The sequence below is a fragment of the Actinomyces denticolens genome, assembly GCF_002072185.1.
Taxonomy (GTDB): domain Bacteria; phylum Actinomycetota; class Actinomycetes; order Actinomycetales; family Actinomycetaceae; genus Actinomyces; species Actinomyces denticolens.
On record NZ_MVIW01000001.1, the window covers coordinates 140,329 to 156,860 of the forward strand.

Consider the following 16,532-nt stretch of genomic DNA (forward strand, 5'->3'; position numbering starts at 1 on the left):
CTGCCTATGCTCGGAGCGGTCCTGCCCCCTGCCAGGAGAGACACGAGGCACACGATGAGCGCGCCCGAGTACCCACTGCCCAGCATCACAGGAAAGCCCGTCCCGGCCTGGCGACTGCCCACCGTCACCGTCGAGGACCACACCACGCCCCACGGCGTCATCGTCTCCGTCACCCAACGGGTCCCCGCGCGAGTCGCCGAGGTCCGTGCCCGTACCGACTGGGATGACAACGGTCACCGCTCCACCAGGGTCACCCGGCGCTACGAGTCCGGGCTGGGCAGCCCGGGGGCTCTGCCCCTCGTACCCGAGCGCTTCACCGTGCTCGCTCCCGGCGGCAACGCCCAGGCGATCCACAGCGCCGTCGACCAGGCCCGCTCGGCCTTCCAGCCGCGCGGGTACCGCAGCACACAGGCGATGACGCCCGGGACCGTCAACGCCCTGCTGTCGGCCTGCTTCGCCCTGGTCTTCTGCGGCATGGGCGCAGGGATGCTGGGCGCCCTCATCAAGGTGGCCCATCCGGCACCGGCCACCCCAGGGCCGTTCAAGGCCGTCATCGTGGTCATCGGCGCGGGGTTCCTCCTTTTCCTCCTCGTAGGACTGGGCGTCCTGACCGCCTCGGCGCGGCGCCTCTGGCTCCTGCGGACCCCGCCATGGGTGGCCGAGGACCAGTGGCTCGCCCTGAGACAGGCACTGGCCACCGCCACCGGCTCCGACCCGGCGTCCTCGCGCCCTGTGGATGTCGAGGCCGGCATGACCAGGGATCTCCTCATGTACCCGGCCGGCACCCGCCTCGAGCGCGGCACCACGGCCGACGGCCGCATGGGGCCCGCGTGGCCCGATGCCGGGGACATCACCCGCATGCGCCGCTCCGCCATGGGCCGCGCCATCGGCGGCGGCCTGGCCGTCTGCCTCTTCGGGGCGGTGTTCTCGCTGATGGCCGGCCTGATCCTCGGCGCCATGGGCAACACCGCGCTCCCCCTGCAGATCGCCATCCTCTGCTTCGCCGTCGGCTTCCTGCTCATGCTCGTCAAGGACACGGACCGGGTCATCCTCGCCCACCCGCGCGTCATGCCCACTCAGGGAGACCCGCGTGAGCTGCGGATCGAGGAAGTGGACCTGGAGAGCCTCAGGGGCTGGTGCGAGGCACGGCACCGGGAGGACCTCTGGGGCATTCCCGCCCTGTCCTCCCTCGCGGGCTTCGGCGCGGGCATCCTCTACTCGGTGCTCGGCTCCTTCCTCGGCCTCCCCCTGTTCACCATGCGCGGCTTCCGCGAGGAGCCGACCTCCGCGGAATTGGCGCGGACGAGCCTCATCGGCATCGGCGTCATCGGCGGGACGATCGTTCTCACCACGATCATCGGCGTCATCGTCACGCGCCGCAAGCACGCCTCCCGGCGCGCCCGGGCCGAGGAGCTGATGACCTCATCGCCGGGAGCGCCGGCGCTCGGGCCCGGGGCTCAGGCCTGATCGCCCCGCGCGGCGGTCTCGCGCTGCTCGCGCAGCACGCGGGCCACATCCGGCGGGAAGTAGCCAGGGCCCTTAAGGACCTTGCCGTCCTCACGGTAGATCGGGCGCCCGTCCTCCCCCAGCTTGGACATATTGGAGCGCTGCACCTCGGCCAGCACGGCGGCCAGGTCGATGCCGGTCTCCAGGGCCATCCCGTAGATGACGTAGACGAGGTCCGCCAGCGCGTCCGCCGTCTCGACGACGTCCCGGGAGCCGTCGTCGGCCGCGCGCGCCCGGGCGCAGGCGGCCTCGATCTCCTCCCTGGCGGCGCGGCCGTAGACGGCGCCGGTCAACTCGGCGAACTCCTCGGCGATGAGGCTCATCCTCATGTTCAGGCTCTCGCGATCCAGGCTCGGCCCGTCGGTACGGATCGGGAGGCCGTAGACGTGGTGGAAGCGCCGCACGAGCGCCTCGGGGTCGTCCCCCTCGCGCTCGCCGACGCCGTCGTGCGCGACGAGCGGGGCCTCCGCGGGCACCGCCGGACCGTCCCAGGGGGCCACCGGGCGGCGGGGCTCACCGGCCAGGAGCGTGGCCGTCCATCCGTCGAGGAGCCGGCCCCGGCGCGGGAACGCGGCGCGGCGCAGACCCTCGCGGGTGAAGCCGAGGGACCAGGCGATCCTCCACGACGGCCAGTTGGGCACGCCGTCCTCGATCCAGCAGCCCCAGGACACGGCGGGAAGGGCCAGAGCGCTCTCAGGATCGAGCGCCATGCCGACGACGGCGCGCGCGGCGCGTGTCGCCACGCCCCGGCCGCGAGAGCCCGGCGCCACCCAGAAGCCGAGCTCTCCCCGGCCGGCCGCCGCGACGCGCAGCCCGATCATGCCGATGAGGGTGTCGGCGGGCGCCCCACTGGCGCCGTCGGCGCTCTGCTCGCGGATGGCCCAGGTGAGCTCGTGCCCCGTCTCCCAGCCGCGGATGACGACATCGGTGATGAACCGCCTCGCGTCGTCGAGCGAGTAGGGCGAGGGGACGGGCGTCCAGCGGTGGATCCCGGGGTCCTGGCAGATCTCGCTGACCCGCTCGGCGTCGTCCATCGTAGGCGCGGACAGGAGGAGGCCCGGGCGGCCCGCCTCGGCTGGGACGGTGATCTCGAAGGGCTGCATGGGCCGATCCTAATCAGGCGGCCCTCCGGGCCTGGTCCGGCCGGGGGCGTGGAGCACCGGCCAGGAGGCGATCATGATGAGCCCTCCGAGCAGCCCGTAGCCCAGGGCGACCCGGGTGCCGTGGGAGTCGGCGAGCATCCCGACGATCGGCGGGGCGATCATCATGATGACCCTGGCCAGCCAGCTGACGATCGTCAGGCCCGCTCCGGGCGGCAGGCCCGGGATGTCATCCGCGGCCGCGTATGCGACGGGGACGGCGACGGCGCAGCCCGCCCCGGCCAGGAGCATGCCCGCGAGGATCCCCCAGACGGTGCCCGTGGTGAGCCCCGCTCCCATCCCCAGCGCCACGAGGGCTCCGCCCGTGCCGATGACGCGCCGGGGCCCGAGGCGATCGATGATCCGGTCCCCGATGAGTCGGCCGACGATCATGATGGTCTGCATCGCCACCAGCCCCATCCCGGCCATCCCCGCCGGGGCCCGCAGCTCTGCGAGCAGGAGGGGGGACCAATTCGCGCTCACGTCCTCGGGGAACATGGCGGCCGCGCACATGGCGCCCAGGACCACGATCACGGCGATCACCATCGGCCGGGAGGCGCGCGCGGGTGGCGCGGAGGGCGCCGGGGCGGTGGGCTCCGCCGATACGGGAGCGGTGGGGGGCGCCGTGGGCGAGCCGGAGGGCTCCACCACCGCGCTGCGGCGGTCGTCGGAGTCGGGCCCCGGGATCATCCAGCGCAGAGCCGCCAGTGACAGCGCGGCGAGAATGATGACGACGATGCCCAGGTGCCAGGCGATCGGTGCCCCCGAGGCCGCCATCCACTGGCCCATGAGCGCACCGCAGACGGCGCCCAGCGACCACGCGGCGTGGAAGGAGGTGATGATCGAGGACCCCCAGCGCCTCCCGACCCTCAGCCCATGCGCGTTCTGGGCGACGTCGATGATCGCGTCCAGTCCCCCGCCGAGCGCGAGGCAGGCGGCGAGCATGAGCCAGTTCCCCGCGGTGCCCGCGCCGAGGTAGGCCAGGCCCGCGAGCGCCATGCCGACACTGGCCACGCGCGCCGAGGTCCACCGGGTGATGAGCGCGGAGGCGGCGAGCCCGGCGATGAGCGCGCCGATCGACCCGGCCATGACCGCCTGGCCGAAGGCGGCCTTCGTGATGGCGAGGCGCTCGACGATCTCGGGGTAGCGGGGCACGAGGTTGGAGAATGCCAGCCCGTTGCAGAAGAAGGTGAGGCACACGGCGGCGCGGGCGCGGAGCACGGCGGGAGGATGACCACCCAGCGAGGTGCGGATCGGAGTCACGGAAGGACGATACAAGTCCGTTACGATGAGTTCCGGTACTGACGATGAGCGAACATCATCGCAGGCCGGAAATCTCTGTCGTCCACCCACAGGAGTTACCGTGTCCGTCCCCTATGGGAACAGCCAGCCTCCTCAGGATCCCTCTCCCCAGCCCGGTTACCCCATGGGCGCCCCTGCTTACGGCGTGCCCTACGGAGCGCCCCAGATGGCCATGCTCCCCCCTGAGCTCGCCGCCCTCCCCGGGGCGTCCTTCGGCGAGGCCGTGCGCCGCTTCTTCCACCGCTACGCCCAGTTCCGGGGCGCTGCCTCGGTCTCGGAGGTGCTCTGGCCCTGGCTGCTGCAGATCCTCGTCGTCGGCGGATGCATGGCGGTGGGCCTTACCGCGACGGTCGCCGGTGCGATACCCGCGCGAGACGGAGCGGAAAGCACTGTCGAGCCGTGGGCCATCATCATCATGATGATCTGCGGCGTGGCCGCCATGGCATTCGGACTCGCCATCATCGTCCCGTCCATCTCCGTGGAGGTCCGCCGTCTCCACGACATCGGCAAGTCCGGCGGATGGTGGTTCATCCGCTTTGTTCCTCTCATTGGCTGGATCTGGCTGCTCATCCTGCTGCTCATGCCCTCGAAGCCGGAGTTGTTCCGCCCCGAGTGGGCCTGAGCCCCGACCTGCGTCGCGGGCCGAGCGCCCGCCCGACGTTCCCTGCACTTGCAGGCGCGCTGCGCTTGCCGACGCGCCCCGGGGTTATGAACGCGCCCCGGGGACGCGTCGGCAACCCCCGCGCACGTCCACAACCCCGGGGCGCGTCCACAAGGACCCCGGCCGAGAACAACGAGAAGGGCGGGCCCGGGATCTCTCCCGGGCCCGCCCTGGCCGTGTCCGAGGGGGGACTTGAACCCCCACGCCCGTTTAATAAGGCACTAGCACCTCAAGCTAGCGCGTCTACCAATTCCGCCACTCGGACCTGTTCAGTTGAGCCGCCGGCCCCGGTCTCCCGTGCTGGCAACGCAGAGAAAGTTACCCAGGAGGAGCGCTCGCGCGCAAATCACCCCGCGGTGCTTCATCTCACAGCACACTGATGCCCGGCCCTGCGCTTCTCCTCACAGGGGCTCGACGGCGAGTGCGGTCCCCATGGCCATGGTCTCCCCCGCCCCGAGCAGAGCCGCTGAGCGGCCCAGCCGGGCGGTCTCGACGCACACCATCGTCGGGAACTCCTCCTCGGCCATGTCGGTCAGGGCAGCGGCGCCGCTGCTCCACGGGTTCCAGACGACGGTCTGGGCCGATCCCGCGGGCGAGACCCGCACGCGGCGGCCGAGCGCCGGGTCGAAGACCGTCGTCGGCGCGCCGGACTCGTAGATCCTGTCCACGGGGCCGCGCACTCCCAGCGGGCCGGCCTGCACCGAGGTGGCGCCCCCGGCCGTCTTGTCCGTGTACTCGCACCCCTCCAGTCCGATGATCCGCACGGCGGTCACGTCGCCGACCCTCAGGTAGGTGTGCAGCGCCGCCTCCACGCTCCGGGGCGCCGTCCCCCGGTTGCTGACCGACAGGGACAGCCCCAGCTCCTCCCCCACGCTGATCTCGTAGAGGAGGCTCAGCCCATCGTGCTCGAGGGCCATGAGGACCCTCACGGAGCCGTCGGGCCGGGTCTCGACGCAGCGCAGTTCCCATTCCATGATCCGGGCCCATCCGTGGGAGGGCCGCCGCGCACCGTCGGGCCCGGAGGCGAACCAGGGAAGGCACAGGGGCACGCCGCCCCGGATGGCGGTCTCGCCATCGAAAACGGCCTTGCGGGAGGTGAACAGGGCCTCACCGCCGCCCCGGGGGGCCCATGAGGTCAAGTGCGCGCCGTGGAGGTAGATCTCCGCCGCCCCCGAGGGGGCGTCGACGAGCAGGCGGGGCTGACCGCCCCTGCCCGGTGTCAGGGCCGCGGCTCGCGGCAGGCGGAAGGGCGGGCGGGAACCGGCACGGCGTGAGGGACTCATGGCGCCACGCTAGTAGGCTGACCGGGCCCCGTCAGCGAGAGCGAGACGCAAGGATCATGACGAGTCCCCGAACCCCGGCGCCCCACGGCGCGCCAGACACACCCGACGACGCCCCGGGCGCCCCTGACGCCACGGCGCCGATGACCGGGTCGCCCCGCGATCTCGCGGATCGCGAGTCCGCGCCGGTCGGCGAGGAGACGGGCGGGGCCGAGGCGGCCGAACCGTCCGAGGCGGCCACTGCCGCCGCGGATCCGGCGACCCCGCCCACCGTCGTCGTGGCCTCGAGGCCCACCATCCTGGACGCCCTGCCCCACTGGCTCGTGCGCGGCGGGATCGCGGCCTGGCTGGGGCTGGGGCTCCTCATCATCATCAGCCTCGTCTTCTTCGCGACCTTCAAGCTCGTCCCGGTGGTCGTCGGTCTGTTCATCGCCCTCGTGTTCACCACCCTCCTGCAGCCCCTCGTCTCCTTCTTCGCCCGCGTCATGCCCCGCTACGCGGCGACCTTCCTCGCTCTCGGGGTGGCCGTCGGCGTCGTCGCCGGCCTCATGTTCTACGTCATCACCTCGGTGACGGACCAGTGGAGCACCCTCGCCGACCAGTTCAACACCGGTATCGACACGATCGTCAACTTCCTCGAGCACGGCCCCCTGCCCCTGCACCTGACCGAGGACCAGATCTTCGCCCAGGTGCACAGCCTCGTCGTCAAGGGCCAGGAGTACCTGCGCACCAACGCGCCGACCCTCGTCTCCGAGGCCCTGGCCAACGCGGGCGCCGTCGTCGATGTCTTCGCCGTGCTCGCCCTCGCCCTGTTCTGCACGATCTTCTTCCTGGCCTCCGGGGGCCGCATGTGGCGCTGGTTCCTCAACGAGCTGCCCGCCCGCCTGCGCGAGCCCGTCCACCGTGCGGCGGGCGCGGGCTGGTACACCTTCGCCGGCTACGCCCGGGGCACCGTGCTGGTGGCCGCCACCGACGGCATCATGGCGGGGATCTTCCTGCAGCTCATCGGGATCCCCCTGGCCGCCCCCCTGGGCGTGCTCGTGTTCATCGGCGCCTTCATCCCGCTGCTCGGCGCGCCGGCGGCCATGGCCGTGGCCATGATCGTGGCCCTGGCCTCCAAGGGCTTCCTGACGATGATCATCGTGTGCCTGGGCGTGGCGGGCATCGGCCAGATCGAGGGGCACATCCTCCAGCCCCTCATCATGGGCAAGCAGGTCTCGCTGCACCCGGTGGTCGTCATCATCGGCGTGGCGGTGGGCACCTACTCCGCGGGCCTGCTCGGCGCGGTCATCGCCGTCCCCCTCATCAGCGTCGCCTGGTCGGTCTACTCCGAGCTCCACGTCAAGGACGCGCCGGTCATCGGGGAGCTGCCCGCCTACTCCGAGATCCGCACGAAGCCCTGAGGGCGCCCGGCCGTCGCCCCCGGCCGCCCCGATCGCCCTCGGGCCCTGCGGATCAGGCCCAGTCGCGGCTCGACGGCGCCACGATCCCGCCCAGGGCCTCCAGATGCTCGCCGATGAGGGCCACGACGCCATCGCCGACCTCCACCGTCCCGCGCGCCACGAGGGCGCCGGCCCGCCGGCCAATACTCCGGTAGCGGCGCCACATGCCCGCGGAGCACACGACGTTGAGCAGGCCGGTCTCATCCTCCAGGTTGAGGAAGATCATCCCCGACGCGGTGCGGGGCCTCTGCCGGTGAGTGACGACCCCGGCCACCCGCACCCGCTGGCCCGCCCGGCGCGCCACCTCGGCGATCGTGAGGATGCCGCCCGCCGCCAGTGCCGGGCGGGCGAGGGACATCGGGGAGCGCGATGAGGCCACGCCCGTGAGCCGGATGTCGGCCGCGGCCTCCTCCGCGGGAGTCATCGGGACCAGCTCCGGCGCGCTCGCGCCGACGGCGGTGCCCGGCAGCGGCGGCTGGGACCAGGCCTCGCCCGGGGAGGGGGCGTGCCACTGCCCGTTCTCCCCGGCGATCGCCCCCGCCGCCCAGAGGGCCTCGCGCCGATCCACCCCCAGGGACCGCAGCGCCCCGGAGGCGGCCAGGGACTCCAGCCTCGCCGTCGTCAGCCGCACGCGGCGGGCCAGGTCCGCCAGGTCGGTGAAGGGCCCATGGGACTCCCTCTCTGCCACGATCCGCTCAGCGGCCCCGCCCAGGCCCTTGACGCGCCCCAGGCCGAGGCGCACGGCCAGGCCCGGATGGGCGTCGACGGGGGCCAGGGCGTGCGGGGAGGGCTCGAGGGGCTCCCAGTCGGGGCCGTCCGCGGCGGGTCGGCGCTCGACCCCGGCCTCCACCGCCGAGGCGTTGACGTCGGCGGGCAGGACGCGCACACCGTGGCGGCGCGCGTCGGCCACGAGCGTGGCGGGCGACCAGAAGCCCATGGGCTGGGCGCCCAGGATGCCGGCGTAGAAGTCCTCGGGCCGACGGGCCTTGAGCCAGGCGGAGGCGTAGACGAGGTAGGCGAAGGAGAAGGCGTGGGACTCGGGGAAGCCGAAATCCGCGAAGCCCCTCAGTTGGGCGAAGACGGACTCGGCGTCGGCCCGGCTCACCCCGCGCCGTGTCATGCCGTCCACGAGCCGGGCGTGCAGGGCCTCCATGCGCTCGGCCGAGCGCTTGGCGCCCATCGCCTGGCGCAGGGCATCGGCCTCGGCGGGGGTGAATCCGGCGGCGTCGATGGCGATCTGCATGAGCTGCTCCTGGAACAGGGGCACGCCCAGGGTCTTGGCCAGGGCGGGCTTGAGGGATTCGTGGAGGTAGGTGATGGGCTCACGGCCGAGCTGGCGCCGGATGTAGGGGCTCACGGCATTGCCCTGGATGGGGCCGGGGCGGATGAGGGCGACCTCGACGACGATGTCGTAGAAGGTCTCGGGGCGCAGCCTCGGCAGGGTGGCCATCTGGGCGCGCGACTCGACCTGGAAGACGCCCACGGTGTCCGCTGCCTGAAGGAGCCGGTAGACCGCCGGGTCCTCCTCGGGCAGGGTGTGCAGGTCCCAGGGGCGGCCGACCTTCGCCGCGCGGAGCTCTCCCCCGGGCGCGAGCTCGGGCACGGTCTCCCCACGGGCGGCCAGGCTGGTGAAGGCCAGGCGCAGCGCGGTGAGCATCCCCAGGCCGAGCAGGTCGAACTTGACCAGCCCGGCGTCGGCGCAGTCGTCCTTGTCCCATTGCAGGACGGTGCGCCCCTCCTTGGCGGCCCAGCGCACGGGGCAGACCTCGGTGATGGGGCGGTCGGCCAGGACCATGCCGCCGGAGTGGATGCCCAGGTGGCGGGGCAGGCGCAGGAGGGACTCGGCGACGTCGAGGACCTGGGCGGGGACGCCGTCGTCGCCGCCCGCCGCGCCCTCGGCCAGGTCCGTGCGCACGGTGGACCAGCGGTCCATGAGGCGCGCCCACCGGTCCTGGAGCCCACTGGGGTGACCCAGGGCCCGGGCGGCGTCGCGCACGGCCGAGCGCGGCCGGTAGGAGATGACGTTGGCGACCTGCGCGGCGTACTCGCGCCCGTAGCGGGCGTAGACGTGCTGGATGACCTCCTCGCGGCGGCAGGCCTCGATATCCAGATCGATATCCGGGTAGCCCTTGCGCCCCGGGGACAGGAAGCGCTCGAAGAGCATCTTGTGGCGCACGGCGTCCACCGCCGTGATGCCCAGGGCGTAGCAGACGGCGGAGTTGGCGGCGCTGCCGCGCCCCTGGCACAGGATGCCGGCCTCAGCGCAGAAGTCGACGATGGAGCGCACGATGAGGAAGTATCCGGGGAAGCCGAGGGACTCGATGACGTCGAGCTCGTGCGACAGGGTCCTCCAGGCCTCGGGCTCCTCGCCCGGGGAGCCGTAGCGCTCCAGGGCGCCGCGCCGGGTGAGCTCGCGGAGCCAGGTGGCGGGGGTGTGCCCCTCGGGGACGGGCGGGATGGGCAGGTCGGGGACGACGAGGGCGAGGTCGAAGGCCAGGTCCGCCCCGATATCCGCCGCGGTGTCGACGGCGGCCGGATCACGGCGGTGCAGGCGCGCCATCTGCTCGGGGCCGCGCAGGTGGCGGCCGACAGCGGGCAGGTGTCCGCGCGCGGAGTCCAGGTCGGTGGCCAGTCGTGTGGCGATGAGCACATCGGCCAGGCGGGAATCCGCCGGGCGGGCGCAGCGCACGGCGCCGGTGGCCACGAGCGGCAGGCGGTGGGCGCGGGCCAGGGAGCCCAGGGCCTCGGTCAGCGGCGCGTCGGTGAAGGACCCGTCGAGCGAGAGCTCCACGGCGACGCCGTCGGGCCCGAGGAGGTCGACGAGCCGGCCCAGGGCCGCGTCAGCCGCCACCAGGCTCCACTCGGTGGGGCGGTGCGGGTCCCCCAGGGCCCGGCGCAGAGGGCCGTTGGCGGTGCCGGTCAGAGCCAGGATCCCCCCGCCCTCCAGGGCCGCGGCGAGTTCCGGGAGGCGGTGGGAGGGCTCCTCCCGCCTCCCGGCGGCGAGGTTGTGATGGGAGACAGCGGCGGCGAGGCGCCGGTACCCGCGGGGGTCCCGGGCGAGGATCGGCAGGTGGGAGGCATCATCGAGGGCGAGCTCGGCGCCGTGGATGGTGGGGACGCCGTGGGCGCGCCCGGCCCGCGCGTGCTTGACGATGCCGGGCATGCCGTCATGATCGGTCAGGGCCAGGGCCTCCAGGCCGAGCTCGGCGGCCGCGGCGGCGAGGTCCTCGGGCTCATTGGCGCCGTCGAGGAAGGAGTAGGCCGAATGAGCGTGGAGCTCGGCGTAGCGGTGCGCGGACGGCACGGGCACTCCTCCCGGGCGACGGATTCGAACAGGTGTACAGAATAGCGCGCTCGCCATGACGGCGCCGAGGCGGCCCCGTGAGACAATCCCCGTCGTTCACCCGCGGAGTGGTTACTGTGCCCGCGCCCCCAATGTCGGCGACTCATCCCTGAGCGCCCCACCACCTCGATCCAGGATCCAGCATGACCGATTCCCAGCCCGCGGGCGCCGCAGCCCCCGACGGAGAGCAGGGCGAGCCCCAGGAGCTGCGCCGCAGCCTTCTCAGCCGCCACCTCACCATGATCTCGATCGGCGGTGCGATCGGCACCGGCCTGTTCGTCGCCTCCGGCGCCACCATCTCCCAGGCGGGCCCCGGCGGCGCGCTCGTGGCCTACGCCGCCGTCGGCATCATGGTGTGGCTCATCATGCAGTCCCTGGGCGAGATGGCCGCCTACCTGCCGGTGGCCGGTTCCTTCGGCGAGTACGGGACGCGCTTCGTCTCCCGCTCCTTCGGCTTCGCGATCGGCTGGAACTACTGGTTCAACTGGGCGATCACCGTGGCCGCCGAGCTCGTGGCGGCGGCGCTGGTGATGAAGTACTGGCTGCCGGACGTCCCCTCCCTGGTCTGGTCGGCCCTCTTCCTCGTCATCCTGTTCACCATCAACGCCCTGAGCGCCCGCGCCTACGGGGAGTCCGAGTTCCTCTTCGCCTCGATCAAGGTGGTCGCCGTCATCGTCTTCCTCATCCTCGGCACGGCGATGATCGCCGGGATCCTGGGCGGCCCCAGCCCGGGCACGGCGAACTGGACCACGGGCGAGGCGCCCTTCGTGGGCGGCGGCGAGGGGATCCTCCTCGTCCTCCTCGTGGCCGGCTACTCCTTCCAGGGCACTGAGCTCATCGGGACGGCCGCGGGCGAGGCGGAGAACCCCGAGCGCACCATCCCCCGCGCCATCCGCACGATCTTCTGGCGCATCCTGCTGTTCTACATCGGGGCGATCGCCGTCATCGGCTTCCTCATCCCCTACACCGACCCCAATCTGCTCGACTCCTCGGAGTCCAACATCTCGGTGTCCCCCTTCACGCTCGTCTTCGAACGAGCGGGCATCCTGGGGGCCGCCTCGGTCATCAACGCGATCATCCTCACCTCCGTGCTCTCAGCGGGCACCTCCGGCCTGTACTCCTCCACCCGGATGCTCTTCGCGCTGGCCGAGCGCGGGCACGCCCCGCGCTTCCTCACGCGACTATCCTCCCACCAGGTGCCGATGAACGCGCTCGTGGCCACGTCCCTCGTGGGCCTGGCGGGCTTCATCACCTCCCTCATCGGCGACGGCGCCGCCTACGAGTTCCTGCTCACCCTGTCCGCCCTGGCGGGCTTCATCACCTGGGCGGGCATCTCCTGGTGCCACTGGCGCTTCCGCATGGCCCTCAAGGCGCAGGGGCGGCCGCTGACCGACCTTCCCTACCGGGCCCGGTTCTTCCCCGCAGGCGCCATCGTGGCCCTGCTGGCCTGCATCGCCATCATCGTCGGACAGGCCTACGGGCCGATCACCAGCGGGGACTCCCTGGGAAAGATCCTCATGCCCTACATCGGCGTCCCGGTGTTCCTGGCCCTGTGGTGGGGGCACAAGCTCGTCACCCACGCCCCCACCGTGGACCCCGCGCAGGCGGACCTGGAGCGCAAGTAGGCCGCGAGGCGCGGGCGGCACCCGCACAGCGGGGTCACAGCACGAGCCCCTAGAGTTCTCGGGTGCGACTCCTCCTGCCGACGCTCCCGGAAGCCTCATTGCGGGCCCTGCCATCGAGGCGGGCCATCGCCTGGACGATGGCGGTGGCGCTCGCCGTCTTCACCGCCGCGGCGGTCGCCACGCTCACTGTCGACGGCGGCGGGGGCGCCGGTACGGGCGCCCCCGGCCAGAGCCTGGCCATCGACCTGTGGGCGGCCAGGCGGACGGCCTCGTTGCGCGCCCCCGCGCTCACACCCCTCGCCTGGTCCCTCACCCATGCGGGAGGGACGATCGGCCTGACAGTCCTCACATCGGCGATCGCCCCCGCGCTGATCCTGCGGGGCCGTGGGGCGCAGGCGGTCATCCTGGTGGCCTCCATGAGCGGCGCGTCCATCCTCACCCTCGCGCTCAAGGAAGTCTTCAACCGCCCGCGCCTGGGCGCCGAGTTCCGCCTGGGCCCACCCCCGCGCACTGCGGCCTTCCCCTCGGGGCACTCCCTCAACACCGCGGTTCTCATGGCTCTTCTGGCGGGATTCGTCCTCATCTCAGCGGCTTCGCGGGCAGCCCGGGCCGGCGCCGTGGCGGCGGCCCTGGTGGTCACGGCCGCCGTGGGCGCCTCCCGCGCCTACCTCGGCTACCACCGCCTCACGGAGATCCTGGCGGGCTGGGCCCTGGGACTCGCATGGGCCTGCGCCACAGCGCTCGTGGTCATCGCACTCAGTCGTCAGCGGTCGCGCTGCGCCATCGTCCGCTCGTAGGCCAGTCGCAGCCGGCTCCAGCCGACTGCGGCCGACCGTGGTCGGCCACGGCCCCTCGCGGTCAGTCGTAGACGGCGTCGACCCACCACCTCCCGGAGCGCTCCAGGAGCAGGGGCGGGCCGCAGCGGCGGGTCACCTGCAGGTAGGCGCGCCGGTGGGCGCCGGGCCCCCACCAGCCCTCGTCGATGGCCCAGGGCCCGGCCCAGGCGAGGACCTCATCGCTCCCGTCCCACTCCGAGCGCGGGCCCCCCGGTTCCCCGATGCGGATGGTGGCGGGGGCGCCGTCGAGGGCCCCCTGGGCGTCGACGCCGATCTCCTCCCCCGCGGCATCGGCGAGGAGCGCGGGCACGCGGCGGGCGGGGACGGTGGCGGGGCTCGGCTCCGGGAGCATCCCCGCCCAGGGCGGCGGCCCCCCGCGCGCGGCGCCGCCGGGACGCCCCGCCGAGGAGGGGCCGGGGGGTGGCTCATCCCAGCCGATGAGGCGGACGCGGGAGCGCGGGTCCCGCCCGGGGACGAGGCGGGGGGTCAGCACCCCGCCGGCCCCGAGGAGGGACTCGACGCGCTCGGCGGCCCTGCGGGCGAGGCGCTGCCCCCGCTCGCCCGGGGATCCCCACAGCCCCTCCTGGTAGGCGCCGGCGGTGACGGGATCGAGGGCGGTCAGGCGCAGGAGGGTCAGGGGCGCGGCGGGAGGGCGGCCGGAGCGGCCGGCCAGCCAGCCCTCGATCTGCCAGCGGACGCGGTCCGTGGTCTGGGCGGGGTCCGGGAAGGAGTCGAGCATCCAGGAGCGGGCGAGCTCGGAGCCGTCCTCGCAGGCGGCCTCGATGAGGAGGCGCCCGGCGCCCAGGCCGGCGCCCATCAGACGCGCCGAGAGCCGCTCGGCGAGCCCACGGGCCGCGAAGGCGGCGGCGTCGGCCCGCTCGATGGGCGGGTCGAATCCCTTCTCGACGCTGAGGTCCGCCCGGGGGCGCGCGGCCCGGGGGGCGTCGTGCGCCTCGGCGCCGGCCAGGACGTGGAGGCGCTCCCCGGCGAGCCCGAATCGCGCGGCGATATCCCGGCGCGGGAGGCCGGCCAGCTCTCCCAGGCGGTGGACACCCAGGCGCGAGAGCGTCTCGATGACGGCCCGCGCCTCCTGCCCCACCGCGCGTGAGGTCAGGCAGGTCAGAGCGGATTCCAACGGCCAGGGGGACAGGAAGGCGGCGGTGGCTCCGGGGGAGACGATGATGCCGCGCCGGGCGGCGAGGACGGCCCCGAGGAGGGAGTCGGCGATGCCGACCTGGCACTCGACACCGACCCCCTGGGCGACGGCCTCGACGATGGCCTCGGCGAGGGGCTCCTCTCCCCCGGCCCAGGCGGCGGGGCCGCGAGCACCGGACAGGGCCAGGCCGGGCCGCATGACCGAGGGGTCGGCCAGGACAGTGCCCAGGGCCTCCATGACGCCCTCGAAGGCTCGGGCCTCCCGCTCGGGGCACGGGGGGATGATGGCCAGGCCGGGGCACAGGGACCGGGCCAGGCGCAGGCGCATCCCGACGCCCACGCCGGCGGCCCGCGCCGCTGGGGAGGCGGCGACGACGCCCCGGGCGCCGATGACGGCGACGGGCCCGGTGGCCGGATCGGGCGGGGGCTCTCCGGCTCCCCGGCGGGTCCGGGGCTGATCGCGTCCCTGGAGGGTGAGGGCGACGACGGGCCAGTCGGGGACCCATACGGCGAGGAGTCGCGGGGCGGCGTGAGCCGGGGACGACGAGGGGGCGATGGGCGGGCTCATGCGCTCCCCCTGCGGGCAGTGGGGGCGCCGGGCATGTCGGGGGCGGCGGGGCCCCTGGACACGGCCGCTCCCCTCCCGCCGGCCCCCGCGAGATCCACGAGCTCCATGCCGGCGCCTCCCAGGCGCAGGTCGAGGCGGACGCCGCGGGCGTCGTCGAACAGGCGCCAGGACAAGGCATCGAGGTATCCGGCGGGCATCTCCTGCGCGCCCCGGGCGGTGGCGCGCAGGGGGACGAGGGCACCGCGGGGCTCGGCGCGCAGGACGCGGGCCCCCTCCCAGGGGATGGGGCTGAGGATGAGGGCGCCGCGGTCCCGGGCGCGGGCGGTCAGGGTGGCACGGTCCCGGGAGCGGAGGCGCGAGGCGGGGCGGGCGGTGATGAGGAGGGCGTCGACGCCGTCGAGCAGGGCGGCGGTGACGGCGAGGATGCCGGCGGGGGCGAGCTCCTCCCGCGCCGCACGGGCCTCCCCGCCGTCCCCCGCGCCGATGGGGACGGCGAGCACGCGGTCGAGGGCGAGGCCGAGGTGGGCGGCGGCGCACCAGCCGAGGTCTTCCCCGCCGACCACCGCGCACCACCCCTGGGCACCCTGGCGGTGGGCGAGAAGGGCGAGGAGGGCGCTGGTCGAGCCGGCGAGGACCACGGCCCCGCCGGTGGCGGCCCCCACGCCGAGCCAGGGGCCGGGAGGGGGATCACCGATGAGGCCCTCCCGGGCCCGGGCTGCGAGAGGCCCGCCCGCCGAGCGCAGGCCGGTGCGCTCCTCGGCACTGGCCAGGGCGCTCCTGGCGGCCCGGAGGCGCGAGAGTCTCCCATCCCCACCCATGGCGCCTCCTCCCTGTCACGCATTCGAACGCGTGTTCGAGTTCGGCATGAGCGTAGCGCGCGGGGGCGACAGGAATGAAGCCCGCTCGTCAGGCGCCTTCAGGAGAGGGAGACCGACGTCTAGAGTGGCCCCCATAGGCCCGACCGAGAACGGAGGCATCCATGACCGATCTGCGACGCCCGCGCCCCCCTTTCCCCTATGACCTTCTCCCCGCCGCCCCCGCGTTCTCCCTGACGTCGACGGACATCGCCGCTGGCGCGCGCATCGCGGACCGTTTCACCGCCGCTGCGGGCGAGAGCATCTCGCCCGCCCTGTCGTGGTCGGGCTTCCCGGAGGGCACCGCCTCCTTCGCGGTGTCCTGCTTCGATCCCGATGCGCCGACGCCATCGGGCTGGTGGCACTGGACCATCGTGGACCTCGACGCCTCCACGACCTCCTTGCCGCAGGGGGCGGGAGCCTCGGACCTGACCCTCGACGGCGCCGCCTTCCACCTGCCGGGCGACTCCGGCGATCACGCCTACTTCGGCCCCTATCCCCCGGCGGGCGACGGCGACCACCGCTACGTCTTCGCCGTGCACGCCCTGGACGTGGAGACACTGGGCCTCGACGATGAGACGACCCCGACCATGGCGGCCTTCCAGATGGCGCAGCACACCCTGGCGCGAGCGACCCTGACCGCCGTCTACTCGATCCCCGGCGAGGCCGGCACCGAGCCCTTCCTCCAGGAGCCGGCGTGAGCCGGCGGGCGGCAGGGCCTCCCGTCGCCGCGCCGCCGACCGCCCCCTCCTCCCCCGCGGGCGCGGCGAGCCCCTCGCAGGGGGCGGGCACGCGCCGCGGCCGCCGGGACGCGGCGCGCG

Annotated in this window: 12 protein-coding genes and 1 tRNA gene; 6 read left to right on the forward strand and 7 right to left on the reverse strand. The window is 73.8% G+C overall.

Annotation, left to right across the window (positions count from 1 at the left end):
• The first annotated feature begins 54 nt into the window (after positions 1-54).
• The gene (locus B1H55_RS00605; RefSeq protein WP_077240263.1) at positions 55-1,467 is read left to right on the forward strand and encodes a hypothetical protein; all 1,413 of its coding nucleotides are present in this window, start codon (positions 55-57) and stop codon (positions 1,465-1,467) included.
• On the opposite strand, the gene B1H55_RS00610 is transcribed toward B1H55_RS00605, so the two are convergent.
• Both B1H55_RS00610 and B1H55_RS00615 read right to left on the reverse strand, forming a co-directional pair.
• A complete protein-coding gene (locus B1H55_RS00610; protein WP_077240264.1) occupies positions 1,458-2,609 on the reverse strand; it encodes a GNAT family N-acetyltransferase in 1,152 nt (383 codons plus the stop codon). The genes B1H55_RS00605 and B1H55_RS00610 overlap by 10 nt on opposite strands.
• 9 nt (positions 2,610-2,618) lie before the next feature.
• Entirely contained in the window at positions 2,619-3,908 is a 1,290-nt protein-coding gene (locus tag B1H55_RS00615; RefSeq protein ID WP_231952938.1) for an MFS transporter, read from the reverse strand.
• 100 nt (positions 3,909-4,008) lie between these two features.
• Between B1H55_RS00615 and B1H55_RS00620 the strand changes: the two genes are divergently transcribed.
• A complete protein-coding gene (locus B1H55_RS00620; RefSeq protein WP_157750262.1) occupies positions 4,009-4,569 on the forward strand; it encodes a DUF805 domain-containing protein in 561 nt (186 codons plus the stop codon).
• A gap of 216 nt (positions 4,570-4,785) precedes the next feature.
• On the opposite strand, the gene B1H55_RS00625 is transcribed toward B1H55_RS00620, so the two are convergent.
• Positions 4,786-4,873 (reverse strand) — tRNA-Leu (locus B1H55_RS00625).
• A 136-nt stretch (positions 4,874-5,009) separates the two neighbouring features.
• The gene (locus B1H55_RS00630) at positions 5,010-5,891 is read right to left on the reverse strand and encodes a D-hexose-6-phosphate mutarotase (protein WP_077240266.1); all 882 of its coding nucleotides are present in this window, start codon (positions 5,889-5,891) and stop codon (positions 5,010-5,012) included.
• A 56-nt stretch (positions 5,892-5,947) separates the two neighbouring features.
• On the opposite strand from B1H55_RS00630, the gene B1H55_RS00635 reads away from it, so the two are divergent.
• Positions 5,948-7,291 carry an AI-2E family transporter gene (locus B1H55_RS00635; protein ID WP_073451804.1) on the forward strand — a complete coding sequence of 448 codons (1,344 nt, stop codon included), beginning with the start codon at positions 5,948-5,950 and terminating at the stop codon, positions 7,289-7,291.
• Positions 7,292-7,343: 52 nt separating this feature from the next.
• On the opposite strand, the gene B1H55_RS00640 is transcribed toward B1H55_RS00635, so the two are convergent.
• The gene (locus tag B1H55_RS00640; RefSeq protein ID WP_096519444.1) at positions 7,344-10,634 is read right to left on the reverse strand and encodes an error-prone DNA polymerase; all 3,291 of its coding nucleotides are present in this window, start codon (positions 10,632-10,634) and stop codon (positions 7,344-7,346) included.
• Positions 10,635-10,816: 182 nt separating this feature from the next.
• Here B1H55_RS00640 and B1H55_RS00645 point away from each other — a divergent pair, with 182 nt between their 5' ends.
• Complete coding sequence (locus B1H55_RS00645) at positions 10,817-12,298, forward strand: amino acid permease (protein WP_080461509.1); 1,482 nt, start codon at positions 10,817-10,819, stop codon at positions 12,296-12,298.
• Positions 12,299-12,360: 62 nt separating this feature from the next.
• Positions 12,361-13,095, forward strand: coding sequence for a phosphatase PAP2 family protein (locus B1H55_RS00650; protein ID WP_231952935.1), 735 nt, complete (start codon positions 12,361-12,363; stop codon positions 13,093-13,095).
• A 61-nt stretch (positions 13,096-13,156) separates the two neighbouring features.
• Here the strand turns inward: B1H55_RS00650 and B1H55_RS00655 are convergent, their stop codons facing one another.
• Both B1H55_RS00655 and B1H55_RS00660 read right to left on the reverse strand, forming a co-directional pair.
• Complete coding sequence (locus tag B1H55_RS00655; protein WP_073451798.1) at positions 13,157-14,857, reverse strand: DNA polymerase Y family protein; 1,701 nt, start codon at positions 14,855-14,857, stop codon at positions 13,157-13,159.
• Positions 14,854-15,675: a hypothetical protein gene (locus B1H55_RS00660; protein ID WP_073451796.1), complete on the reverse strand. Its 822-nt coding sequence runs from the start codon at positions 15,673-15,675 to the stop codon at positions 14,854-14,856. The genes B1H55_RS00655 and B1H55_RS00660 overlap by 4 nt, the downstream gene beginning before the upstream one ends.
• Positions 15,676-15,836: 161 nt before the next feature.
• Here B1H55_RS00660 and B1H55_RS00665 point away from each other — a divergent pair, with 161 nt between their 5' ends.
• The gene (locus tag B1H55_RS00665; protein WP_073451794.1) at positions 15,837-16,412 is read left to right on the forward strand and encodes a YbhB/YbcL family Raf kinase inhibitor-like protein; all 576 of its coding nucleotides are present in this window, start codon (positions 15,837-15,839) and stop codon (positions 16,410-16,412) included.
• Positions 16,413-16,532: the final 120 nt, after the last annotated feature.

Coding starts and splice junctions, on each gene's coding strand:
- B1H55_RS00605 (WP_077240263.1), top strand. CDS start 55: ATGAGCGCGCCCGAGTACCCACTGCCCAGCATCACAGGAAAGCCCGTC.
- B1H55_RS00610 (WP_077240264.1), bottom strand. CDS start 2,609: ATGCAGCCCTTCGAGATCACCGTCCCAGCCGAGGCGGGCCGCCCGGGC.
- B1H55_RS00630 (WP_077240266.1), bottom strand. CDS start 5,891: ATGAGTCCCTCACGCCGTGCCGGTTCCCGCCCGCCCTTCCGCCTGCCG.
- B1H55_RS00635 (WP_073451804.1), top strand. CDS start 5,948: ATGACGAGTCCCCGAACCCCGGCGCCCCACGGCGCGCCAGACACACCC.
- B1H55_RS00645 (WP_080461509.1), top strand. CDS start 10,817: ATGACCGATTCCCAGCCCGCGGGCGCCGCAGCCCCCGACGGAGAGCAG.
- B1H55_RS00655 (WP_073451798.1), bottom strand. CDS start 14,857: ATGAGCCCGCCCATCGCCCCCTCGTCGTCCCCGGCTCACGCCGCCCCG.
- B1H55_RS00660 (WP_073451796.1), bottom strand. CDS start 15,675: ATGGGTGGGGATGGGAGACTCTCGCGCCTCCGGGCCGCCAGGAGCGCC.
- B1H55_RS00665 (WP_073451794.1), top strand. CDS start 15,837: ATGACCGATCTGCGACGCCCGCGCCCCCCTTTCCCCTATGACCTTCTC.